This is a genomic window from Catellatospora sp. NPDC049111 (assembly GCF_040648615.1).
GTDB classification, from domain to species: domain Bacteria; phylum Actinomycetota; class Actinomycetes; order Mycobacteriales; family Micromonosporaceae; genus Catellatospora; species Catellatospora aurea.
This window is the reverse complement of the sequence record NZ_JBEZEB010000004.1, coordinates 67,875-88,818: the sequence shown is the minus strand read 5'-3', so window position 1 is coordinate 88,818 and position 20,944 is coordinate 67,875. Positions and strand designations below refer to the sequence as shown.

Sequence of the window (20,944 nt, the reverse complement as noted above, 5' to 3'; positions counted from 1 at the left end):
CCTACGAAAGGCGTACTCATGGCCAAGCTCGCACCCGGCGACCGGGCACCCTCCGCCGAGCTCACCGCCGTCACCGGCGAACCGGTCCGCTTCCCGCACCCGGGCCGCCTCGTCCACCTGCAGTTCCGGCGCTTCGCCGGCTGCCCGATCTGCCACCTGCACCTGCGCTCGTTCGTCCGCGCCACGGACCGGCTCGCCGAAGCGGGCGTGCGCGAGATCGTGTTCTTCCACTCCGGGGCCGACGAACTGCTCGAACACGTCACCGACCTGCCCTTCCCCTGCATCGCCGACGGAGAGAAGCACTGGTACCGGGCCTTCGGCGTCGAAGCCGGGGCACGCTCGCTGCTCAACCCGCGCGCCTGGCCGGGAATCGTGCGCGGCATCGCGGTCGCCCTCTGGCTCCTGCCGCAGCGCAAAGCCCACCTACCCGCGACCAGCCCGGCCGGCGGCCGCCTCGGCCTGCCCGCGGACTTCCTCATCGGCCCGGACGGCACCGTGCTGGCCGCCAAGTACGGCGAGCACGCCGACGACCAGTGGAGCGTCGAGGAGGTGCTCACCCTGGCCCGTGCGGCCGGGCACACGAACGCCCGGGTGTGAGCCCGGAGCACACGGTCCTCCGGGTGGTGCGTCCGGCACGTACGATGCCGAGCCATGTTCGCCTCCCGGCTCGCCCGCACCCGTGGCCTGATCGCGCTGACCGTCGTGCTCACGGCCGGCTGGCAGGCGGCCGCCCACCACGTCCCGGACCGGCTGGTGTCGATCGGCATCCTGATGCAAGGGGCCGAGTTCGCGGCGGCGATCGCGTTGCTACTGCTCCTGGTGCTGCGGCCGAGCGGGGAGCGGACCACGTTCGACGTCCGGGCGGGCGCGTTCACCGCCTCGTCGCGGCAGTGGCTCGGCATCCACCTCGCCTGGGTCATGATCGCCGGGGTCCTGGTGGGTCCGGGCCCCGGCGAGACCTGGGCCGAGCTGAGCCTGTTCGACATCCTTGTGGACATCCCGATCGCGCTGGTCGCGGTCGGCGGCGCGCTGCTGTCCTGGTGCGACCTGCCCCGCCTGGAACTGTGGCCCGACGGTGTACGGGTGCGCCGGCTGCGCTCGGCGGTGACGCCCTGGGCCGCGCTGCGGCGCGGCACCCCGCTGCGGCCCCGCCGCAACGAACAGAACCTCGCCCTGCCCGTCGACCAGCCCGACCTCGTGCCACCGGTGTTCGCCAAGAACCCGCTGATCCCGCTCGGCTGGGACGCCGACCCTTGGTTCGTCGCCGACACCATCCGCTGGTACGTCGACCACCCGCAGGACCGCAAAGCCATCGGCACCGAGGCCGAACTCGTGTTCCTCCGGGCCCGAATGGCCACCCAGTCCGAGTGAGCCGCACCGCCCCTTGCCGAACCGGCCGGCCGGGCGGATGATGGCCCCCGTCGTTGATCACCGGGAAGGTGCGTACGCCATGCTTCGGGTCCTTGGCCGCGGTGCGCTCGTCGGTCTGGCCGCCTTCCTGGCCGCCGGTCTGGTGAGCATCCTGCTCGGCGACGACGTGGCCGGCTTCGACGCCGCGCACGACCTGGTGGTGCCCGTCGTCGCGCTGGTCGCCGCAGGAGTCGCGGCCTGGCTGCTGAAACTGCGCCAGCCAGTGCTGGTCCCCGTGCTCGGCCTGGTCGTCAACATCGCCATGAACCTCGCGCTGCGCTGGTACGTGACCAGCGCGATGACCGACGACGAGGGCGTGCTCCACCTCGACCGCCAGCCGTTCGATACCGGCGGGAGCGTCCTGTCGGCGCTGTCCCTGCCCAGCCCGCTGCTGCACGGCGTCTACCTCGTCGTGCTCGGCGTCATCGGCGCGGTGATCGCGGACAAGGTCGCGCAGGCCAACGCGGAGATCGACGCCTCCGCCCGGCGGCGCTGACCGCAACCGGCGCGTGACGGGCCGTTCACAAGTTCCACAATCACGAAATATTGAGTTTCTTGAGATCCTCGGCGGCGCTTCCTAGGCTCGGACACATGGAGCGCAGGCCCTTGCTGACGGCCCGCCGGCACGTCGATCTGCGACGGCAGGCGAGTTCCCTCTGTCTGCGCTGACCTGCGCGACCGGCCCGCCCTCAGGCGGCTGACCGCGGCCGCGTGGCACCGCCACCGCCGGCTCGCTCCCCCTTCACCCGGCCGTACGCCGGGCACCTCCTGCTGCGCGGCGTGACGCCGCCGTGCGCGTACGAAAGGAAGCCCATGTCCGACAGCACCCCCTCGCTGAAGCGGCGCACCCTGCTCGCGGCCACCGCCGCGGCGGGCGCGACCGCGGCCGCCGGCTGGCCCGCGGCCGCCGCGCAGGCCGCCGACACCAGGCCGAACGTCCTCGTGATCGTCACCGACGACCATCCGAAGCAGACGGCCTGGGCGATCCCGAAGACGCGAGCCTGGCTGACCGGCAACGGCGTCGAGTTCACCCGGGGGCACGCGACCACGCCGCTGTGCGCGCCGGGCCGCTCCTCGATCTTCACCGGCCAGTACGCGCACAACCACGGCGTACGCGGCAACCAGCACGCCGCGAACCTCAACCACCACTCCACCGTGCAGCGCTACCTGCAGCAGGCCGGCTACCGCACCGGCCTGTACGGCAAGTACCTCAACGGCTGGGACGTCGACGACAACCCGCCCCACTTCGACGAGTTCGCGGTGCTCGCCCCGCCGACCTTCAACAACGGCACCTGGAACGTCGACGGCACCGTCCAGACGATCAACAACTACACCACCACCGTGGTGAAGAACCGGGCACTGAGCTTCCTCGACCGCAGCGTCGCCGACACCCGCCCCTGGTTCCTCTACCTCGCCCCCTACGCCTCCCACGGCCCGAACACCCCCGAGGGCAAATACGCCGACACGGCCGTGCCCGCCTGGGACGGCCGCCCGTCGGTGCCCGAAGCCGACCGCAGCGACAAGCCCGGCTTCATCCAGGACGCCACCGGCACCCTGGCCGACGGCCGCAACATCCGCACCAACCAGCTGCGCACCCTGCTGTCGGTCGACGACGCCGTGCAGGCCGTGCACGACAAGCTCGAAGCCCTCGGCCAGCTGGACAACACGCTGGTGTTCTTCATCGCCGACAACGGCTTCGCCTGGGGCGACCACGGCTGGACCAAGAAGTCGGTGCCCTACACCCCCGTCGTCGAGGTGCCGTTCTTCGTGTCCTGGCCGGCCGGCGGCCTGGACACCGGCGCCAACGACAACCGGCTCGCGGCCAACATCGACATCGCGCCGACCATCCTCGACGCGGCCGGGATCACCCCCGACGCGTTGTATCCGCAGGACGGGCACTCCCTGCTCGGCTCCCACCGGCGGACCCGTGTGCTGACCGAGTTCTTCAAGCACGGCACCGGCACCGGCGGCCCGCTCACCTGGGCGTCGTACATCGGCGCGAACAAGCAGTACACCGAGTACTACCAGCTGCACACCGACAACAACGGCCTGCCGACCGGCTCCGGCGCGGTCCTGTTCCGCGAGTACTACGACCTGGCCAACGACCCGCATCAGCTGGTGAACAAGCTCCACAACGCCACTCCCGCCCAGGAGCAGGCGCTGGGCATCCCCGCGCTGGCGGCCCAACTGGCCGCCGACCGCGTCAGCTCCGGCAGCACCGCACCCTGACCCGACCGGCTCCACCCGGCGGCGGGGACGCCCCGCCGCCGGGCCGACGATGGGACCAGGATGACCGCACACCCACCCGCCTGCTGCACACCCTCGGCGGACAGCACCGGGCCCGCCCTGCTCGCACTCACCGCGAGACCGACCGGCAGCTCCGCGACGACGACCGCGCAGCCGGATACGCATGGTCCGCACGCCGTGGCCCGCACCCACTCGCCGAGCACCGCGGACACCCGCGCACCGTCGCGGGCCGCCGGGCGCACCGTCGCCATACCCGGCGGCACGTTCCTGATGGGCACCGACGACGCCGAGGGCTTCCCCGCCGACGGCGAGGGACCGGTCCGCGAGATCGAGCTGCGCCCGTTCCGCATCGACCCGACGACGGTCACCAACGCCCAGTTCGCCACGTTCGTGAAGGCCACCGGGCACGTCACCGACGCCGAGCGGTTCGGGTTCTCGTTCGTGTTCGAGGGGTTCCTGCCTCCGCAGTCCGCCCGGCAGGCGCAGCGGGTGCAGGCCGCGCCGTGGTGGGCGGTGGTGCCCGGAGCCGACTGGCGGCGGCCGTACGGGCCCGGCTCCGACGTCGGAGCGCTGCAGCACCATCCCGTGGTGCACGTGTCCTGGCACGACGCCCAGGCCTACTGCGACTGGTCCGGCACCCGGCTGCCGACCGAGGCCGAATGGGAGTACGCCGCCCGGGGCGGCCTGGAGCAGGCCCGCTACCCGTGGGGCGATGAGCTGACCCCGGGAGGGCGGCACCTGTGCAACATCTGGCAGGGCGAGTTCCCGACCCGGAACACCGCCGCCGACGGGTATTTGGGCACCGCGCCGGTGAAGTCGTACCGGCCCAACGGGTACGGCCTGTACAACGTCGCGGGCAACGTGTGGGAGTGGTGCGCGGACTGGTTCAGCGTCGACTTCCACGTCACCGGCCCACGGGTCGATCCGACCGGACCAGCCGACGGCGCGGCGCGGGTGATGCGCGGCGGCTCGCACATGTGCCACGAGTCGTACTGCAACCGCTACCGCATCGCGGCCCGCTCCTCCAACACGCCCGACAGCTCGGCGGGCAACATCGGCTTCCGGGTCGCCGCGAGCTGACCATGCCGGGGAACCGAATGAGAATGGTCGAATCGCTGTGGATAATATGCCGCGCTTATATTCGTCGGGTGCGGCCACCTGACGATCCTGAAGGAACGGCCATGACCGATTCACCGAACTGGCGGGATGTGAAGGCCAAGGCCCGCACAATTGACCCCGCCTGGGACACCGACGAACGCACTGCCCGACGAGCCCGCATGCGCGAGGAGATGCTCGCCCCCGGCAGTGGCACCAAGCCGGCCGAGATTCACCAACAGCTTGGCCTGACCCAGAGTTAGTTGGCCGAAGCCGCCAACCTGCCGGTCCCACCACTCGCCAATGTGATGGCGCGCCCGCGTGGTCCTGCCCGGACCGCACACCATCGGCGACAATACCGGCATGTCGGTTATACGGCGACGCCCGATTCTCCGGGCGCTGATCAACAGTGTGCTGCTGCTGGTCCTGTACTTCGTCGTGCCGACCGACATGGGTGACAGTGCCGCGAAACTGGCCATCCGGGTCCTGCTGACGTTCGCCGGGCTGATCCTCGCCGTGCTGCTCATCCTGCACCAGGTCCGCCGCCAGCTCGACGTCGCCGAGGCCCCGCTGACCGGCCTGCTCACCGCCCTGGTCGGCGGGGTGCTGTTCTTCGCGCTCGCCGACTACCTCGTCGCGGTCCACGCGCCAGGCCAGTTCGTGGACCTGGCGACCCGCCTCGACGCGCTGTACTTCGCGGTGTCCACGCTGGCCACGGTCGGGTTCGGTGACGTGCACGCGCAGGGCCAGGTCGCCCGCGGCCTGGTGACCGTGCAGATGCTGTTCAACACCGTCGTCATCGCCACCGGCCTGTCCGTGCTGTCCAAGCAGATCGCAGCCCGCGCCCGCGAGCGCCGCGGCGCGGGCTAGCTCCACCGGCGGCCAGCCCGTACCGTCTGAGGCAGTGGCCCTCGTGCGGGAGGCACCTGCCGTGAACAGTTCGAACTCGTTCGGTATCAGGTTGCGAAGCCATCGCGAGCGCGCGGGCAAGACGCGGGCCGTCTTGGGGGGACTTGTCGGCCGGTCGGAAGAATGGGTCAAGGCCGTGGAGAACGGCCGCATCCTTCAGCCTCGCCTACCGATGCTGCTGCGTCTGGCCGAAGTCCTGGGTATCACCGATCTGGCCGACCTCACCGGAAACCACTCTGTACCGGTCGCCGCGGTGACCAAGGCTGCGAGCACCCCCGGTGATGCAGTCATCGCGGTGATGACCAGCCACGCGCGCCCCACACCCACCGCTGAGCCGAACGCTGAGCGCTTCCTCGGCCGCGTCGATCACGCGTGGCAGTTGTGGCATAGCGCCCCGGCAGGTAAGGCCGCCATTGCCTCAGTGCTGCCCGACCTGCTCATTGAGGGTCGAGGCGCGGTCGCTCACCTCGACGGACAGACCCGCAGACGTGCCAGCGCCGGTGTCGCAAGGGCCTACCACCTCGCTCAACAGTTGTTCGCATTCAGCCCGTACACGGAGATGGTGTGGCTGTCGGCCGACCGCGCGATGTCCGCGGCGCAAGACGCCGACGATCCGAGCGCCATCGCCGCCGCGGCCTGGTACTACTCGCACCTGTATCGCGCGTCCGGCCAGCTCACCAAGGCTTACGAGGTGGTCGAGCAGGCCGCCGCCGACCTCGATCCCCACTCCGGCCAGACCGAGCAGCTGGCCCGCTGGGGCAAGCTGCAACTGGCGGCCGCCCGTACCCACAGCAAGGCCGGCAATGAAGGACTGGCATGGAGGTGCTGGGACAAGGCGGAGCAGGCGGCTAACGCCCTGCCCACGGGTTACCTGCATCCGTGGCTCATGTTCGGTGCCGCCGAGGTGGCCGTGACCGCGATCGGCATGGAAGCCGACCTGTTCCACCCGGGCCGCGCCATTCGCCGCGCCGCCCGACTCGAACTCGGCGCGCTGCCCGCGCACCGCCGGGCGGCCACATACATCGACATCGCCCGCGCCTACCACCTGACGGGCGACCCCGTCGGCGTGGTGCACATGATCAGCAAAGCGCTTCGGGAGAACGTCGACGTGACCGAACGGGACCTGTTCGTCCGGCAGGCCGTCCTCGACCTGGTGGACAACGGCGGCCCCGTCCGTGACGACGCCCGCGAACTCGCTCTCGTCATCGGACTGCTGCGGTAACCCGGCCGGGGGTACCGTCCCTACCCCTGCCCTTCCATCGACGCCCATACCGTCCTCGTGACCAGTCCCCAGACGGCTGGTCACCATCGGCACCGGGGTGGGCGTGACCGCATCTCCGTCCACCTCGGTGCCTTCCGCACGGGGAGGACGGGCGTGTACGGGCGACAGGAGCCGGACGGGGACCGTGAGATCCAGCAGGAGATTCAGCGCGCGTACGCGGCCAGCAGAGCCCACCACTGGAACGCCTCGACCACGGTGGTGCGGGCCATCCGCGACCGCCTGGCGGCGACGACCGATCCGGCACGCTGGGTGATCTCCAGTGGCGAGCAGGTGGCCGTCGGAGATCATGTGGCGCTGGCCCGCCACCCCGACTCGGTGGGGCGCATCGTCGGCGTCTCCGGCCATGAGCACGGCTTGCCCCGCGTGGAGCTCACGGAAGGCCCGCAAGTGGGGCAGGTCGTCGAGGTGCCGCCCGACGACATCCTCTTGAGGTTGCATCGCTAGATCCCCGCCTTCGTTAGTCTCACGGTCCGCCCAACCGGAGCCGTCGCCGTGCCCGTCGACCGGGTGAGTGCGACAACCGGAGGTGTGATGAACGGGGAACAGGAGCGGGAGTACGTCGCGTACGTGACCGCCCGGCTGCCCGCGCTGCGGCGGATCGCCGCGCAGCTGGCAGGCGACCCGCATCGGGGCGACGACCTGGTGCAGCAGGCCATCACCAGGCTCTACGTGAAATGGCGGCAGGCGAGCCAGGCCCGCAACCTCGACGCGTACCTGCACACGATCCTGGTGCGGACCTTCCTCGACGACCGCAGGCTCGCCTGGAGCCGGGTCAGCCTGTCCTCCGACGCGGGCAGCGAGCAGGTCGCCGCCGCCGCGGACGTGGACACCCGAATGGTGCTGCAGGTGGCACTCGGCCAGATGCCGCCGCGGCAGCGTGCCGCGGTGGTGCTCCGCTTCCTCGCCGACCGCTCGGTCGAGGAGGTCGCGGAGATCCTCCAGGTCTCGCCGGGGACGGTGAAGAGCCAGACCTCTGACGGCCTGGCGACCCTGCGGCGGCTGCTCGGCGAGCATCCCGCCACGGCGACCACAGCGAAGGGAGCAGACCGATGATGGACGAGGAAGTGCTGGGCGCGTTCCGGGAGGACCCGCTGCCGCCCTCGGGCGTGGACGTGGCGCGGGCCGTACGCACGGGCCGGCGGCAGCGCCGGATGCGCAGCGCTGGCCTGGCCGGCGCGCTGGCGCTGCTGCTGGCCGGCGGAGCGGCGGTGCCGTTCTGGTTTTCCGCCGCGAACGGCCCGGCGAACCTGGGGGCGAGCCCGGGAGTCACGCTGGGGCCTCCCCCGCCGCCGTGCCCGAGCCCCGAGCCGTCGCCGTCGGTGTCGACCTCGCCGCGCCCGGCCGGGACGGCACCGGCCGAGTTCGACGTCCTGCGGCACTGGGTGGACGTCAGCGGCGTGTCCGGCCTGTCCCCGCAGCTTTTCCGGACGGCTCGGTACTGGCAGTCCGTCCTCATGTACGACGCGGCCGAGCGGTTCACCGTCGAGGTGACTGTGTACGCCGCGGGCGGCAAGCCCGTGTTCGGCAACCACGACGCCACCGAGTTCGAACCGGTCGACCTGACCGGGGCGGAGAGCGCCGGCCAGGTGGGCGGCAGACCCGCGTCGTGGCTGCCCGGACGGCAGGGCATGTACGGCCGGGACGCGGCGCGGCTGGGCTGGCAGTGGGCCGAGGGCGGCTGGGCTTTCGTCGCCGCCGCCGACGGTGCTCAGGAGTCCGGCCGGCAGCCGTCGGCCGAGGCCATGGCTGCGCTGCGGGTGATGGCCGCGCAGGCCGCCGAGCAGCTCGTGATCGGCCGCGGGACGGCGGTGACCATGCCGTTCACGGTCCCGGGCATCCCGGAGTGCTCGCGGCTGACCGGGACCACCGTCTACCGGGGCACCCGCGGCGACGGCACCTCGTTCGTCCAGCCCGGTCTGGTGTTCGGCCGGGCGGACAACACCGACCCGCTGCTGTTCCCGCCGGATGTGGAGACGACGGTGATCGCGGACTCGGCGGAGACTCCCGCGGACAAGCCCGGTTCGGTGAACGAGCAGGTGGATGGGCATCCCGCGGTGGTCGGCGACGGCACGGTGGTGCTGCACGGCCTGAATGGATTCATGCTGGAGGTCAGCGCGCCGGTGGGCCGGGACACGCTGCTGGCGTACGCCAGGGCGGTGCGGATCGTCGACGGCGCGCACGGGGATGAGAGCAAGTGGACGGAGCGGCCGATCCGGTCGTGACCGTCGCGCGGCGACACCGCCCCCGCAGCCTTCGGGTCGCGGGGGCGGTGTCGTTCGATCGGGCGAACCTTGTGGGGCAAAAGCGCCCAATATGCTCGATCCTTTTGACATGCCATGCGTACGCCTCGATACGGTCGGCTTCGGCCCCGGTTCGCGTGAACGTGGCGACCGGCGCCCGTCCTGTTGCCTACGGAAGGTCATCACCTTGCCCGGCCGACATTCACTGCCCCCTAAGCCCCGCCGCAGGCTCGCCCCGTTCGCCACCGCCACCGTCGCCACGGCCGTCCTGGTCGGAGGCGGTCTGATCGCCGCCGAAGTGGCCGCCGAACCCCAGCAGAACGATCCCACCGCCGCCGCCGGAGAGACCGCCGCGACACCGTCGCCGTCACCGAAGGTCACCGACGCCCGCCGCGAAGCCCCGCAGCGCCCGTCCCGCGGCAACCGCAACGCCCCCGCCTCGCCGACCGAGACCGCCACGGTGCTCGACTCCGGCACCTGCAAGGCGTCCTACTACGACGAACCGCAGGGCACCGCCAACGGCGAGACCTTCGACCCGGACGCGTTGACCGCGGCGCACAAGTCGCTGAAGTTCAACACCCGGGTCCGGGTCACCAACACCGCCAACGGCAAATCCGTCGTGGTGCGCATCAACGACCGCGGCCCCTACATCACCGGGCGCTGCCTGGACCTGTCCCGGGCCGCCTTCGCCGAGATCGCCAACCTGAGCAGCGGAGTGACTACCGTACGGTACGACATCCTGGCCTAGCCGTTCAGGCATGTCAGTATGTCCATGTGGCCTCCATATACCTGGAACTCGGCTCAAAACGGATCTTCGCGTGCGCCCTGGAGTGGCCCGGCTGGTGCCGCTCCGGGCGCGACGCGGAACGCGCCCTCGCGGCGCTGACCTCCTACGCCGAGCGCTACGCGGTGGTCGCCGAGCGAGCGAAGATCCCGTTCGAACCCGGTGACGTACGCGTCGTGGAACGCGTGCGCGGCGGCTCGACCACCGACTTCGGCGCACCGGAACGGCCCGCGGGCGCCGACTTCGCCCCACGCGACCACGACACCGCGCAGCGGCAGGCCGCCCTCGTGCGGGCCGCCTGGGACGTCTTCGCCGACGTCGTCGCCGTGACCCCCGCCGAACTGCGCAAAGGTCCGCGCGGCGGGGGGCGGGACCGGGACCGGATGGTCGAGCACGTGCTCGCCGCGGAGGTGTCGTACGCCCGCCGGATCGGGGTCCGGCACCTCGCGCCCGGCGACACCGCGGCGCTGCGCGCCGAGGTCCTGGAGGTGCTGGGCAGCCCTACCGACGGCACTGCCCCGCCGCGCGGCGGGTGGCCGCACGCCTACGCGGCGCGCCGGATCGCGTGGCACGTGCTCGACCACGCCTGGGAGATGCAGGACCGCGCCACGCCGTAAACGGCTCGTGCGGCGTACGCCCTGCTCATAGGATCGGCGGATCGCCCGGCGGGCACGCCGCCGGTCCGACAGGCAGAGAGTGCAGGTGTACGTGTCATGCGCTGGTCAGAGCTCTACGTCCCGACCCTCCGCCAGGACCCGGCGGGGGCGGACGCCGTCAGCCACCGGCTGCTCCTGCGCGCGGGCTACATCCGGCAGCTGATGGCGGGCCACTACTCGCTGCTCCCGCTGGCCGTCCGGGTCCGCGCGAAGATCATCGAGGTGATCCGCGAGGAGATGTCGCGCATCGGTGCGCAGGAGTTCCTGCTGCCCACCATGCAGCCGGCCGAGGTCTGGCAGAAGAGCGGCCGCTGGGACAAGATCGGCGCGGAGATGTTCCGGCTGACCGACCGCAAGGGCGCCGACCTCGCGATGGGCATGACCCACGAGGAGATCTTCACCACCGTCGCCCAGGAGCTGCGCTCCTACCGCGACCTGCCCCAGCGCTGGTACCAGTTCCAGACGAAGTTCCGCGACGAGCCCCGGCCCAAGAGCGGCCTGATCCGGGTCCGCGAGTTCACCATGAAGGACTCCTACAGCTTCGACGTCGACGACGCCGGGCTCGACCGCTCCTTCGAGCTGCACCACGAGGCGTACACGCGGCTCTTCGCCCGGCTCGGCATCCCCGCGATCCCGGTCGAGGCGTCCAGCGGCATCATGGGCGGCAGCGACTCGATCGAGTTCATGTGCCCGACCGCCGCCGGCGAGGACATCGTCGTGCACTGCGCCTGCGGGTACGCCGCGAACGTCGAGAAGGCCACCTCGCACCTGCCCCAGGTCGCCGACGGCGACGGCCTGAGCGCGCCCGAGGCGTTCGACACCCCGGCCGCGCGCACCATCGAGGACCTGGTCACCGGCTTCGGCGTCACCGCCGACCGCCAGGTCAAGACCCTGGTGTACGTCGTGGACGACCAGCTCACCCTCGTGCTGATGCGCGGCGACCACGCCCTGGTCGAGCAGAAACTGATCGACACCCTGGCCGCGGTGAACGTGCGCCCCGCGCACCCCGAGGAGATCCGCGAGGCGCTCGGCGCGCTGCCGGGCAGCCTCGGCGGCGTCGGCGTCACCGGTCTGCCGATCCTGGCCGACCTCGCCCTGCGCGGCCGCCGCGACATGACCACGGGCGCCAACCGCGACGGCGTGCACCTGCGCGGCGTCGACGTCGAACGCGACATCGCCGTGGGCCGCTGGGCCGACCTGCGCGAGGTCGTCGCCGGCGAACCCTGCGCCCACTGCGAGCAGCCCCTGGACGTGCTGCGCACCGTCGAGATCGGGCACATCTTCAAACTCGGCGCCCGCTACACCGAGACCCTCGGCGTCACCGTGCTCGGCACCGACGGCGAGCGGGTCAACCCGGTCATGGGCTGCTACGGCATCGGCGTCGAGCGCGCACTGGCCGCGATCGTCGAGACGCACCACGACGACAAGGGCATCGTGTGGCCGGTGACGGTCGCGCCGTTCGAGGTCGCGATCGCGGTGCTCGGCAACGCCGACGACGTCGTCGCGGCAGCCGAGTCGCTGTACGCCGGGCTGCGCGGGCAGCGCATGGACGTGCTGCTCGACGACCGGGCGGAGCGGCCCGGGGTGAAGTTCAGCGACATCGAGCTGATCGGCGTGCCGTACCGGATCACGGTCGCCGCCCGCGGCCTGGCCGAAGGCACCGTCGAGTTCACCGACCGGGCCACCGGCCACACCGAGCGCATCCCGCTGGCCGGCGCGATCGCCCACGTCACCGCCGCGGTGCGCGCCACCGAGTGACCGCTAGCCGAAACGAGCCGTACCGTTCATGCCGCAGCTGCGACACGGACGGTGCGGCGCGTTTCGCGCCTGAGGAGGCGAGGGACCATGCCGGGAGAGATCCGGAACCGCCCGTGAGCCCTTCGGCACGGCCCACCTGCGATGGTTGGCCTGTCTGTCGCGTCCACAACACGGTTATGAGGATGTAGCATGATGTTATGAGCCGACGTGTCACGGTCAACGTGCCCGACGAGGTCGCCGAGCGCCTCGAGCGGGAACCGAACGTCTCCCAGTACGTCACGACCGCAATCCGTGACCGGATGCGTCACGAGGAACGGCTCTCCGCCACTCAGCGCATGCTCGCAGACGCCGGCTACCAGCTCACCGCTGAGGGCATCGATCGGATGCGCACGCGTCTCGCAGAGCACGAGGCCCGCCGTGCCGCCCGCCGCGACCAGGGGCAGGCCGCGTGAACATCCACGTCGTACTGGACAGCAGCGCGCTGGCGGCGTACGCCCGCCTGGACTCGGTGGCCGTCGGCGAGCTCATCACCGTCGTCTCCGAGAACGGTGGCACGGTCGGCGTTCCCGCACCCGTGTTCGCCGACGCATACCGCGTCGTCGACAGTGACGAACGCAAGCGCTTGACCCGCCTGCTCACCGACGACGTGTACACCCTGATCCTGCCCATGCTCGCCGACGACCTCCGCGAGGTCGCCGAACTCAGCCTGCGGCTGCCTTTGCCGCTGGCCCATGCTGTCACCCAGACCCGTCGGCACGGAGCATCGCTGGCAACCTTCGACCCAGGCGCTGTCCAGGGCGATCTCGACGACTACGACGTGCTCAACCTGAACTGACAGATCCTGTCAAACATGACAGGACCTGTCAGGGTTCGCTGTCAGGATCGACCCATGAACGACACGTTGGCAGGAAAGATCGCGCTGGTCGCGGGTGCTACGCGGAGCGCGGGGCGGCAGGTCGCCGTGCAGTTGGGCGCGCAGGGTGCCACGGTTTACCTCACGGGCCGCAGCACCAGTACGCAGCGCTCGGAGATGGACCGTCCGGAGACGATCGAGGAGACGGCCGAACTGGTCCGCGCCGCGGGTGGCACCGCGATCCCAGTGCAGGTCGACCACCTGGTGCCGGAGCAGGTCGAGCGGCTCGTCCAGCGGATCGACGCCGAGCAGGGTCGCCTCGACGTCCTGGTCAACGCCATCTGGGGTGCCGAGAAGCTGTTCAGCTGGGACAAGAAGCTGTGGGAGGACGACCTGGAGACCGGCCTGCGCATCCTGCGGCTGGCCGTCGACACCCACATCATCACCAGCCACTACGCGCTGCCGCTGCTGATCAAGCAGCCCGGCGGCCTGGTGGTGGGCATGACCGACGGCACCGAGGATTACAACCGCGCCAACTACCGGGTCGGCTTCTACTACGACCTGGCCAAGATGTCCGTGCTGCGGATGGCGTTCGCCCAGGGCAAGGAACTCGCGCCGTACGGCGCCACCGCGGTCGCGCTGACCCCCGGCTGGATGCGCTCGGAGATCATGTTGGAGCACTACGGCGTGACCGAGGCCACCTGGCGCGACGCCGTCGCCGCGCAGCCCCACTTCGCGATCTCGGAGTCCCCGGCGTACACCGGCCGTGCCGTCGCGGCCCTGGCCGCCGACCCGCAGATCGCCCGGTGGAACGGCCAGTCGGTGTCCAGCGGGCAGCTCGCGCGGGAGTACGGGTTCACCGACCTCGACGGCAGCCGGCCGGACTGCTGGCGCTACCTGGTGGAGGTCCAGGACCCCGGCAAGCCGGCCGACGTCACCGGATACCGCTAGGGCTTCTTGTTCACGATCTCCGGGTGGACCAGGACGAACTCGCCGAGCTTGTCGACCGAGGCGGCTTTGAACATCAGCTTCGACGTCTCGTTGAGGTCCTCGAACGACTCCTTGTTGATCACGTAGCCGTTGTACCAGCCCCCGTTGGTCTTCAGCGACAGCAGGTCGGCGGCGGCGATGTCCTGCATGGCGAAGAAGAAGTCGATGACGTCCATGCCCCGGGGCAGGCTGACCAGCATCGACTCACCGGCCGCCCGGATCAGGTTGTTGACCTTGCCGATGTCGGTGAGCACCCCCGCGGAGGTCGCCTTCGCCACCATCGCCTGCATGAGCTGCTGCTGGTGGCGCTGGCGGCCGTAATCGAGGGAGTTGTCCGGCAGGTAGCGCTGCCGGGCGAAGTCCAGCGCCTCCCAGTCCTGCATGTCCCGACAGCCCTTCCTGTGCACGTAGCGCTGGTTGCCGGTGCGGTTGGCGTACGCGTTGGCCTCGGTGTCGTTCTCCATGCCGCCGACGTACTTCGGCTTGCCCTTGACCATGAAATGGTGGATCGACCTCGTGTCGGCCTCCACGCACATGCGCACGCTGCCCAGCGCCTTGATGACCTTGTTGAAGCCGCTGAAGTCGATGACCACCGCGGCCTCGAACGTGATCCCGGTCAGCTTGCCGATCGTCTGCGCGGCGACCTTCAGGCCGCCCGCCCAGTCGCCCTTGGGCCCGAGCCCGGCCTGGAACGCGCCATTGATCTTGCGATAGCCGTGGCCCGGCACGTTGACCCGCAGATCGCGCGGCACCGACAGCATGTACGCCTCCCGGTGCGACGCCGACACGTGCACGATCATGATGGTGTCCGAGCGCGCGTTGTCGGCCTTCTGCCCCGACCGGGTGTCGATGCCCAGCAGCAGGATGTCGAACGCACCCTTGAGCGCCGACGCGTCGGGGGCGGCCGACCCCGAGGGCCCCGCGAGCACCTCCGGCGCCGCGACCTCGACGCTGTCGAGCAGCGTGTCGGCGAAGGACTTGACCGCGATCAGGCTGCCACCGGAGATCATCATCAGCAGCGCCCCGAAGGTCACGGCGAGCTTGCTCCACAGCGGCGCGCGGCGGCGGGCAGGACGCGGGGCGGCTTTGGCGGATGCACGGCGGCGGCGCTGGGACACAAGTCGCTCCTCTCGACGGGCGACGCGCCGCGCCGCCCACTCCTCTTGAGGACGGGTGCACCACCGCCGGATGTTGCCGCGATCCGGGGACGAATCTGTGCCGTCCACACCGGATGATCGGGGCGACGCGACCTGACCGGCGTCGATACGGCATTCTCGATGCGGAACCGGACGAGGGAGGATCGACGTGCCGAAGGTGCGCATCGCGGTGCAGGACCCCGACGACGACGTGTCGCGGGAGCTGACTGCCGAGTTCCTCGCCGACATCGGCGAACGTTACGAACGGTCCGGCACGACCTCGGCACCGGCCCTGGACCTCTCGGAACTGCGCGCACCCGACGGCACCTGGCTGGTGATGTACGACGGCGACGACCCGATCGGCTGCGGCGGCCTGCGCCGGTGCGACGACCACAGCGCCGAGGTGCGGCGGGTGTTCCTGCGCCCCGCCGCGCGCGGACGCAACCTGGCCCGCACCATGATGGCCGAGCTGGAAGACGTCGCCCGGCGGCGCGGCTACCGGCGCATCCGCCTCGACACCGGCGACCGCCAGCCCGAAGCCCTCCAGCTGTACCGGACCGGTGGCTACCACGAGATCGGCGACTACAACGGCAACCCGTACGCCCGGCACTGGCTGGAGAAGGACCTCGCGCCGCGGCCAGGCGACGTGCGCGTGGTGGCCCGCAAGTACGACGGCCGCCTGCACTGGCACGCCACCATGCCCCGGCTCGGCGAGGACGAGCACGGGGTGTGGCTGGGCGCGACGACGCACACGCCGTGGCGGCGCGGCGCGGAACCGGCCGTGTTCTTCCCGGTCGCGCACGTGGTGCTGATCCCGCACGAGGGCGACTGGGTGGCCGCGTTCAACGCCGCGCCGCACCGCACCGAGCTCTACATCGACGTGTCCGACCGGCCCGTGTGGCACGGCCCCGACGAGGTCGTCTCCATCGACCTGGACCTCGACGTGGTGCGCCGCCGCGACACGGGCACGGTGGAACTGCTCGACGAGGACGAGTTCGACGAGCACCGGGTCCTGTTCGCCTACCCCGACGACGTCGTCGCCGGAGCCCGGCGCAACGCCGAAGAGCTGCTCGCGGCGGTACGCGCCCACACCGAGCCCTTCGGCGAGGCCAGCCGGCCGTGGCTGGAGCGGATGAAATGATCCCGCGCCTGCGGTGTCAGGCGGGCTGCTCGGCGAGGTAGCGCTGGACCGTCGGGCCGAGCCAGGTCACCAGGTCCTCCTCGGACATGGCCACCACCGGCGGGAACTGCAGGATGTAGCGGGCCAGGCCGATGCCGAGCATCTGGGCGCTGACCATCGCGGCGCGTACGGGGGCGCTGGCCGGGTCGCCGGTGAGCTGGGCGATCTTCGGGGCGAGCTGCCCGGCGAAGATCTCGCGCATGCGTTCGGCCGCGCCGTCATTCGTGATGCCGGTCCGCAGCAGCACCTGCAGGGACTCACCGGCCTCCCATTGGCGCAGGAAGTGCCGCACGAACGCCGCGCCGAGCTGCTCGCGCGGCACGTCGGCCAGGGCGTCGAACCTCAGGTCGAACTCGGCCGCCGCGGCGAACAGCTTCTCCTTGCTGCCGAAGTAGCGCATCACCATCGCCGGGTCGATCTTCGCGTCGGCGGCGATGGACCGGATGGTGGCGCGCTCGTAACCGTCCGCGGCGAAGCGCTCACGAGCCGCCGCCAGGATGATCGACTTCGTTTCCTCCGAGGTACGCCGCATGTCAACAACTGTAGGCCAACACTTGTTGACAATCAACTCGGCACGGGTCTACCGTCGAAGTCAACAAGTGTTGGCCAACGATCGTTGACCTGGAGGAAAAGATGTCCACCCCGACCGTCGACGTCCTGATCGTCGGAGCCGGCCCCGCCGGGCTCACCGCCGCCGTCGTGCTGACCCAGCGCGGGCACACCGTCACCGTCGTCGACACGCAGGCCGAGGGCGCGAACACGTCCCGCGCCGCGGTCGTGCACGCCCGGACCCTGGAGGTGCTCGAGCCCTACGGCGTCACCGAGGAGCTGACGGCCCGCGGCATCCACGCAGGGCGGTTCACCATCCGCGACCGCGACCGGCTGCTCGTCCCGGTGCCGTTCGGCGGGCTGCCGACGCCGTTCCCGTACACGCTGATGATCTCCCAGGCGGAGACCGAGGCCGTGCTGCTGGCCCGGCTCAAGGAACTCGGCGGCACGGTGCTGCGCCCCGCCACGGTGACCGCCGTCCGGCAGGACGACACCGGCGTCACCGCCACCCTCGACGGCGGACGCCAGATCCGGGCGACGTACCTCATCGGGGCCGACGGCATGCACAGCACGGTCCGCCAGAACGCCGGGATCGGCTTCACCGGCAGCACGTACGCCGAGTCGTTCACGCTGGCCGACGTCCGGCTCGACGGCGCGATCTCCGACGCCGAGGTCGTCCTGTACTTCTCCCCCGCAGGGATGGTCGTCGTCGCACCGCTGCCCGACGGGACGTTTCGCATCGTCGCCACCGTGGACAGCGCCCCGGAGGCGCCCGACGTCGCGTTCGTGCAGCACCTGCTCGACACCCGCGGGCCGAAGGCCGCGCCGGTCGCCGTCCGCGAGGTGGTCTGGGGCTCCCGGTTCCGGGTGCACCACCGCGTCGCCGACACGTTCCGCGACCGCCGGGTGCTGCTGGCCGGCGACGCCGCCCACGTCCACTCCCCGGCCGGCGGGCAGGGCATGAACCTCGGCATCGACGACGCGGCCGCGCTCGGTGGCGCGCTGTCCCGCGTGCTCCAGGGAGCCTCGCCCGAGATCCTCGACGAGTACGCCGCCACGCACCGCGCGCACGCGCAGAAGGTCGTCACCTTCGCCGGGCGGCTCACCACGCTGGCGACCATGCCCGCATTCGCGCGGCCCGCCCGCAACCTGGTGCTCGGACTGCTCGGCCGCAGCGCCGCCTTCCGCCGCCGCCTGGCCTGGCAGCTCGCCGGCCTGGACCGCCGCCGGTGACCCGGCCCCCTTCAGCAGTGCGAAGTTGGGAAGGGCACCTTCTACAACGCGGAGCGTTGTGAAGGTGCCCTTCCTTTCTACAGCTGCAGGCGGAGGTGGGGGTGCGCCAGGATGACGGGGCAGTTCGCGTGGCGGGCGGCCTCGTCGAGCAGGCGGCCGTGGTCGAGCCAGGAACGCAGGTGGGTCAGCACCAGCAGCTTGGCTCCGGCGCGGGCCGCTAGCCGGCCCGCGTCGCCCGCGGTGAGGTGGCGCGGCACACCGGCGTCGTCGAAGCCGGCGCCCTCGGCCAGCAGCACCTCGCAGCCCTGGGCCAGTTTGTCCAGCGACTCGCAGGGGGCGGTGTCGCCGGTGTAGCACAGGGCGTCGCCGACGCGGTACGCGTACGACTCCATGCCGTGCTCGACCGCCGCGAACGTGACCTCCAGCGAACCGAGGCTCGGCAGCTCGGACGGCAGATCGTGGAACACGAACTGCGGCGCCGGATGCCGCCAGTTCAGCTCGGCGCGCAGATTCGCCGGACCGTACACGTCCAGCGGCCCGGCCTTGACGCGGTCGCGCAGGTAGGCGATCGAACCCAGGTCCGAGCAGTGGTCCGGGTGCGCGTGCGTGATCAGCACCGCGTCCAGGTCCGCCGGATCGCCGTGTCGCTGCAGCGGGCCGACCGCGCCCGTGCCCACGTCCAGCAGCACCCGCTGTCCGCCCTGTTCCACCAGGTAGCAGGACCCGGCACTGTCCGGACCGGGCACCGACCCGGCACACCCCACTACCGTCAGCTTCATCATTCGGCCTTTCGCCGGTGCCACCTGAATGCCTCGGTATGTGTTGTCGATCTCTCCCACAACACCGCACAGTGACTGCTCCCCCCGTTGAAGGCGAAGGGCTTCGCGCAAGTCGATCAAGACTTGGGCAGAGACGCCAGCCCGCGTCTCAGGATGTTGATCGCAGCCACAATATCGGCATGACAAGTGTGTTTGCACTCTTGGCAGCAGAATTCCGCCTGCGACTGGCGGTTGGCCGCAGCTGTGTGACCGCAGTTCGGGCAGATACGAGACGTGTTGGTTGGGTTCACCGCGATCGCCGTACGTCCGGCGCTCTCAGCCTTGGCGAACAAGATCGCAATGAACGATGACCAACCCGCGTCGAGGATGCTCCGGTTGAGCCCGGATTTTTGAGACACGTTGGTGCCTGGCTCCTCGCTCGTGCCGGATGCGCTGCGGGTCATACTCCCGACTTGAAGGTGTTCCACGACGATCGAGTCGTGATCCCGCACGAGAGCCAGCGCCGTTTTGTGGTGGAAGTCGTTTCGCTGACGTCGCACTTTGCTGTGGATCGCAACAACTCGGGCGCGCGCACGACGACGGTTGTTCGATCCGTGTTTCTTTCGCGCCAGCACCTGCTGTGCAGCCGCGAGGTTAACGGCGGCGCCCGCAAGGAACCTCGGATTTGGGACTTGGGCACCATCGGAGGTGGTAAGGAAGGACGCCACACCCATGTCCACTCCGATGACCACCCCAACTGCGGGGAGCGCCCGGACAGGTACGTCGTCACACGACACGATCACATACCACTTTGGGTGCTGACCGACACCCTCGCGCTTGACACTGATGGTCTTTACCCGCCCTTGCAGCTTTCGGTGCGCACGGACCTTGATGTGTCCCACACCCTGCAAGTAGACGCGCAGATGGCTGCCGCCTGGCTGACTATCCCACTTGCAGCCGTCGCCGTTCTTGGGCCATTCAACGATGTGAAACCAGCCCACCCCTTTGAACCGCGGATACCCACCTCGATGGCCCTTAGCCACACGGCTGAAGAACGCATTGAACACTTTGTTGAGCCGACGGAGCGTCGCCTGCTGAGAAGAGAACGACCACCTCCCCTGCCCGTCCAGATCGGTCGCCCGGATCTCCTTCAACTGACCAGACTGGCTCCCATAACTGATCGATATACGACATTTGCTCCACGCATCGCGTCGCTCCTGTAGCGCAGCGTTGTAGAGCAGACGATGATCGGTGAGACATGCCTGCAGGCGTGCGGACTGCCCGCTTGTCGGATTGAGGCGGAATTTGAAGGAACGTCTCATCCGATCGCCACATCTGCCGGCCCGGACGGCAAGCGCTCGCCATTCTTGCGCCAAGGGCGCTCGTATTGCGTCTGGATGTAGCGCTGAACAGTTTCCCCAGAGACGACGCCGATCGAACCCACGAAGTACGACGACGACCATAGGGTCGGCAGCTTCGAACGCAACTGCGAAAACTCGTGTCGCAGGACTCGCGACGTATGGCCCTTGACTTGGCTTGCCACCAGGGATGGTGCGGATTTCGGATCGGGCTTCACCACGAGGTGGACGAAGTCGGACATGATCTCCAGCGCAACGACATCCCACCCACGCTCGCCGCAGACGCCACGGACCAGCTCATCGCATCTAGATGCAACATCACCGGTGAGGACAGGGCGGCGGTATTTCGAGCACCACACGACATGCAGACCAAGGTCATAGACCCCGCCCGCGACCTTCCGGACCCGTCGTGTCGTCATCGGACAAGTATATGACAGCTTCACATATACTCAAGTCTAAGACGTCCACGGTGGCGACCCGAAGCTTCGCTCCTGGCTAATGCCATG

At 70.1% G+C, this 20,944-nt stretch carries 25 protein-coding genes; 20 read left to right on the top strand and 5 right to left on the bottom strand.

Annotated features, from left to right (window positions below):
- Nucleotides 1-18 precede the first annotated feature (18 nt).
- The 18 genes from AB0B66_RS07545 (at nt 19) to AB0B66_RS07460 (ending at nt 14,185) form a co-directional block, all read left to right on the top strand.
- The gene (locus AB0B66_RS07545; protein WP_360524432.1) at nt 19-597 is read left to right on the top strand and encodes a peroxiredoxin-like family protein; all 579 of its coding nucleotides are present in this window, start codon (nt 19-21) and stop codon (nt 595-597) included.
- Between the two features lie 54 nt (nt 598-651).
- The gene (locus AB0B66_RS07540; protein ID WP_360524429.1) at nt 652-1,371 is read left to right on the top strand and encodes a hypothetical protein; all 720 of its coding nucleotides are present in this window, start codon (nt 652-654) and stop codon (nt 1,369-1,371) included.
- Between the two features lie 79 nt (nt 1,372-1,450).
- Nucleotides 1,451-1,906 (top strand): hypothetical protein, encoded by a 456-nt coding sequence (locus AB0B66_RS07535; RefSeq protein ID WP_360524426.1) that lies wholly within the window; start codon nt 1,451-1,453, stop codon nt 1,904-1,906.
- A gap of 95 nt (nt 1,907-2,001) precedes the next feature.
- Complete coding sequence (locus AB0B66_RS07530; protein ID WP_360525240.1) at nt 2,002-2,079, top strand: putative leader peptide; 78 nt, start codon at nt 2,002-2,004, stop codon at nt 2,077-2,079.
- A gap of 144 nt (nt 2,080-2,223) precedes the next feature.
- Entirely contained in the window at nt 2,224-3,639 is a 1,416-nt protein-coding gene (locus tag AB0B66_RS07525) for a sulfatase (RefSeq protein WP_360524423.1), read from the top strand.
- A gap of 60 nt (nt 3,640-3,699) precedes the next feature.
- The gene (locus AB0B66_RS07520; RefSeq protein ID WP_360524420.1) at nt 3,700-4,737 is read left to right on the top strand and encodes a formylglycine-generating enzyme family protein; all 1,038 of its coding nucleotides are present in this window, start codon (nt 3,700-3,702) and stop codon (nt 4,735-4,737) included.
- Between the two features lie 101 nt (nt 4,738-4,838).
- The gene (locus AB0B66_RS07515; protein WP_360524417.1) at nt 4,839-5,015 is read left to right on the top strand and encodes a hypothetical protein; all 177 of its coding nucleotides are present in this window, start codon (nt 4,839-4,841) and stop codon (nt 5,013-5,015) included.
- A gap of 100 nt (nt 5,016-5,115) precedes the next feature.
- Nucleotides 5,116-5,622 (top strand): ion channel, encoded by a 507-nt coding sequence (locus tag AB0B66_RS07510; RefSeq protein ID WP_360524414.1) that lies wholly within the window; start codon nt 5,116-5,118, stop codon nt 5,620-5,622.
- Between the two features lie 61 nt (nt 5,623-5,683).
- On the top strand, nt 5,684-6,883 hold the full coding sequence (locus tag AB0B66_RS07505) for a helix-turn-helix transcriptional regulator (protein WP_360524411.1): 1,200 nt from the start codon (nt 5,684-5,686) through the stop codon (nt 6,881-6,883).
- A gap of 153 nt (nt 6,884-7,036) precedes the next feature.
- On the top strand, nt 7,037-7,387 hold the full coding sequence (locus AB0B66_RS07500; RefSeq protein WP_360524408.1) for a hypothetical protein: 351 nt from the start codon (nt 7,037-7,039) through the stop codon (nt 7,385-7,387).
- An 87-nt stretch (nt 7,388-7,474) separates the two neighbouring features.
- Nucleotides 7,475-7,996 (top strand): SigE family RNA polymerase sigma factor, encoded by a 522-nt coding sequence (locus tag AB0B66_RS07495; RefSeq protein WP_360524405.1) that lies wholly within the window; start codon nt 7,475-7,477, stop codon nt 7,994-7,996.
- Nucleotides 7,993-9,165: a hypothetical protein gene (locus AB0B66_RS07490; protein WP_360524402.1), complete on the top strand. Its 1,173-nt coding sequence runs from the start codon at nt 7,993-7,995 to the stop codon at nt 9,163-9,165. The genes AB0B66_RS07495 and AB0B66_RS07490 overlap by 4 nt, the downstream gene beginning before the upstream one ends.
- Nucleotides 9,166-9,370: 205 nt before the next feature.
- Nucleotides 9,371-9,931, top strand: a complete 561-nt coding sequence (locus AB0B66_RS07485; RefSeq protein WP_360524399.1) for a septal ring lytic transglycosylase RlpA family protein — start codon at nt 9,371-9,373, stop codon at nt 9,929-9,931.
- 26 nt (nt 9,932-9,957) lie between these two features.
- The gene (locus AB0B66_RS07480) at nt 9,958-10,584 is read left to right on the top strand and encodes a hypothetical protein (protein ID WP_360524396.1); all 627 of its coding nucleotides are present in this window, start codon (nt 9,958-9,960) and stop codon (nt 10,582-10,584) included.
- A 96-nt stretch (nt 10,585-10,680) separates the two neighbouring features.
- Nucleotides 10,681-12,381 (top strand): proline--tRNA ligase, encoded by a 1,701-nt coding sequence (locus AB0B66_RS07475; RefSeq protein ID WP_360524393.1) that lies wholly within the window; start codon nt 10,681-10,683, stop codon nt 12,379-12,381.
- 197 nt (nt 12,382-12,578) lie between these two features.
- Nucleotides 12,579-12,833, top strand: a complete 255-nt coding sequence (locus AB0B66_RS07470; protein WP_360524390.1) for a hypothetical protein — start codon at nt 12,579-12,581, stop codon at nt 12,831-12,833.
- Nucleotides 12,830-13,216 carry a PIN domain-containing protein gene (locus AB0B66_RS07465; protein WP_360524387.1) on the top strand — a complete coding sequence of 129 codons (387 nt, stop codon included), beginning with the start codon at nt 12,830-12,832 and terminating at the stop codon, nt 13,214-13,216. The genes AB0B66_RS07470 and AB0B66_RS07465 overlap by 4 nt, the downstream gene beginning before the upstream one ends.
- A 54-nt stretch (nt 13,217-13,270) precedes the next feature.
- The gene (locus tag AB0B66_RS07460; RefSeq protein WP_360524384.1) at nt 13,271-14,185 is read left to right on the top strand and encodes an SDR family oxidoreductase; all 915 of its coding nucleotides are present in this window, start codon (nt 13,271-13,273) and stop codon (nt 14,183-14,185) included.
- Here the strand turns inward: AB0B66_RS07460 and AB0B66_RS07455 are convergent.
- Nucleotides 14,182-15,342, bottom strand: coding sequence for an LCP family protein (locus AB0B66_RS07455; RefSeq protein WP_360524381.1), 1,161 nt, complete (start codon nt 15,340-15,342; stop codon nt 14,182-14,184). The two genes, AB0B66_RS07460 and AB0B66_RS07455, sit on opposite strands and share 4 nt — an antisense overlap.
- A 187-nt stretch (nt 15,343-15,529) precedes the next feature.
- Here AB0B66_RS07455 and AB0B66_RS07450 point away from each other — a divergent pair, with 187 nt between their 5' ends.
- Complete coding sequence (locus tag AB0B66_RS07450) at nt 15,530-16,501, top strand: GNAT family N-acetyltransferase (protein WP_360524378.1); 972 nt, start codon at nt 15,530-15,532, stop codon at nt 16,499-16,501.
- A 16-nt stretch (nt 16,502-16,517) separates the two neighbouring features.
- Here AB0B66_RS07450 and AB0B66_RS07445 read toward each other — a convergent pair whose 3' ends face one another.
- A complete protein-coding gene (locus AB0B66_RS07445) occupies nt 16,518-17,072 on the bottom strand; it encodes a TetR family transcriptional regulator (RefSeq protein ID WP_360524375.1) in 555 nt (184 codons plus the stop codon).
- Between the two features lie 101 nt (nt 17,073-17,173).
- On the opposite strand from AB0B66_RS07445, the gene AB0B66_RS07440 reads away from it, so the two are divergent.
- A complete protein-coding gene (locus AB0B66_RS07440; protein ID WP_360524372.1) occupies nt 17,174-18,322 on the top strand; it encodes an FAD-dependent oxidoreductase in 1,149 nt (382 codons plus the stop codon).
- A gap of 77 nt (nt 18,323-18,399) precedes the next feature.
- Here AB0B66_RS07440 and AB0B66_RS07435 read toward each other — a convergent pair whose 3' ends face one another.
- The 3 genes from AB0B66_RS07435 to tnpA form a co-directional block, all read right to left on the bottom strand.
- Nucleotides 18,400-19,101, bottom strand: a complete 702-nt coding sequence (locus AB0B66_RS07435; protein WP_360524369.1) for an MBL fold metallo-hydrolase — start codon at nt 19,099-19,101, stop codon at nt 18,400-18,402.
- A 116-nt stretch (nt 19,102-19,217) separates the two neighbouring features.
- Nucleotides 19,218-20,402 (bottom strand): transposase, encoded by a 1,185-nt coding sequence (locus AB0B66_RS07430; RefSeq protein ID WP_360524366.1) that lies wholly within the window; start codon nt 20,400-20,402, stop codon nt 19,218-19,220.
- Nucleotides 20,399-20,857 carry an IS200/IS605 family transposase gene (gene tnpA / locus AB0B66_RS07425; protein ID WP_360524363.1) on the bottom strand — a complete coding sequence of 153 codons (459 nt, stop codon included), beginning with the start codon at nt 20,855-20,857 and terminating at the stop codon, nt 20,399-20,401. The genes AB0B66_RS07430 and tnpA overlap by 4 nt, the downstream gene beginning before the upstream one ends.
- Nucleotides 20,858-20,944 lie beyond the last annotated feature (87 nt).

Coding starts and splice junctions, on each gene's coding strand:
- AB0B66_RS07545 (WP_360524432.1), top strand. CDS start 19: ATGGCCAAGCTCGCACCCGGCGACCGGGCACCCTCCGCCGAGCTCACC.
- AB0B66_RS07435 (WP_360524369.1), bottom strand. CDS start 19,101: ATGAAGCTGACGGTAGTGGGGTGTGCCGGGTCGGTGCCCGGTCCGGAC.
- tnpA (WP_360524363.1), bottom strand. CDS start 20,857: ATGACGACACGACGGGTCCGGAAGGTCGCGGGCGGGGTCTATGACCTT.
- AB0B66_RS07460 (WP_360524384.1), top strand. CDS start 13,271: ATGAACGACACGTTGGCAGGAAAGATCGCGCTGGTCGCGGGTGCTACG.
- AB0B66_RS07510 (WP_360524414.1), top strand. CDS start 5,116: ATGTCGGTTATACGGCGACGCCCGATTCTCCGGGCGCTGATCAACAGT.
- AB0B66_RS07515 (WP_360524417.1), top strand. CDS start 4,839: ATGACCGATTCACCGAACTGGCGGGATGTGAAGGCCAAGGCCCGCACA.
- AB0B66_RS07495 (WP_360524405.1), top strand. CDS start 7,475: ATGAACGGGGAACAGGAGCGGGAGTACGTCGCGTACGTGACCGCCCGG.
- AB0B66_RS07470 (WP_360524390.1), top strand. CDS start 12,579: ATGAGCCGACGTGTCACGGTCAACGTGCCCGACGAGGTCGCCGAGCGC.
- AB0B66_RS07525 (WP_360524423.1), top strand. CDS start 2,224: ATGTCCGACAGCACCCCCTCGCTGAAGCGGCGCACCCTGCTCGCGGCC.
- AB0B66_RS07540 (WP_360524429.1), top strand. CDS start 652: ATGTTCGCCTCCCGGCTCGCCCGCACCCGTGGCCTGATCGCGCTGACC.
- AB0B66_RS07535 (WP_360524426.1), top strand. CDS start 1,451: ATGCTTCGGGTCCTTGGCCGCGGTGCGCTCGTCGGTCTGGCCGCCTTC.
- AB0B66_RS07445 (WP_360524375.1), bottom strand. CDS start 17,072: ATGCGGCGTACCTCGGAGGAAACGAAGTCGATCATCCTGGCGGCGGCT.
- AB0B66_RS07475 (WP_360524393.1), top strand. CDS start 10,681: ATGCGCTGGTCAGAGCTCTACGTCCCGACCCTCCGCCAGGACCCGGCG.
- AB0B66_RS07490 (WP_360524402.1), top strand. CDS start 7,993: ATGATGGACGAGGAAGTGCTGGGCGCGTTCCGGGAGGACCCGCTGCCG.
- AB0B66_RS07530 (WP_360525240.1), top strand. CDS start 2,002: ATGGAGCGCAGGCCCTTGCTGACGGCCCGCCGGCACGTCGATCTGCGA.
- AB0B66_RS07440 (WP_360524372.1), top strand. CDS start 17,174: ATGTCCACCCCGACCGTCGACGTCCTGATCGTCGGAGCCGGCCCCGCC.
- AB0B66_RS07520 (WP_360524420.1), top strand. CDS start 3,700: ATGACCGCACACCCACCCGCCTGCTGCACACCCTCGGCGGACAGCACC.
- AB0B66_RS07430 (WP_360524366.1), bottom strand. CDS start 20,402: ATGAGACGTTCCTTCAAATTCCGCCTCAATCCGACAAGCGGGCAGTCC.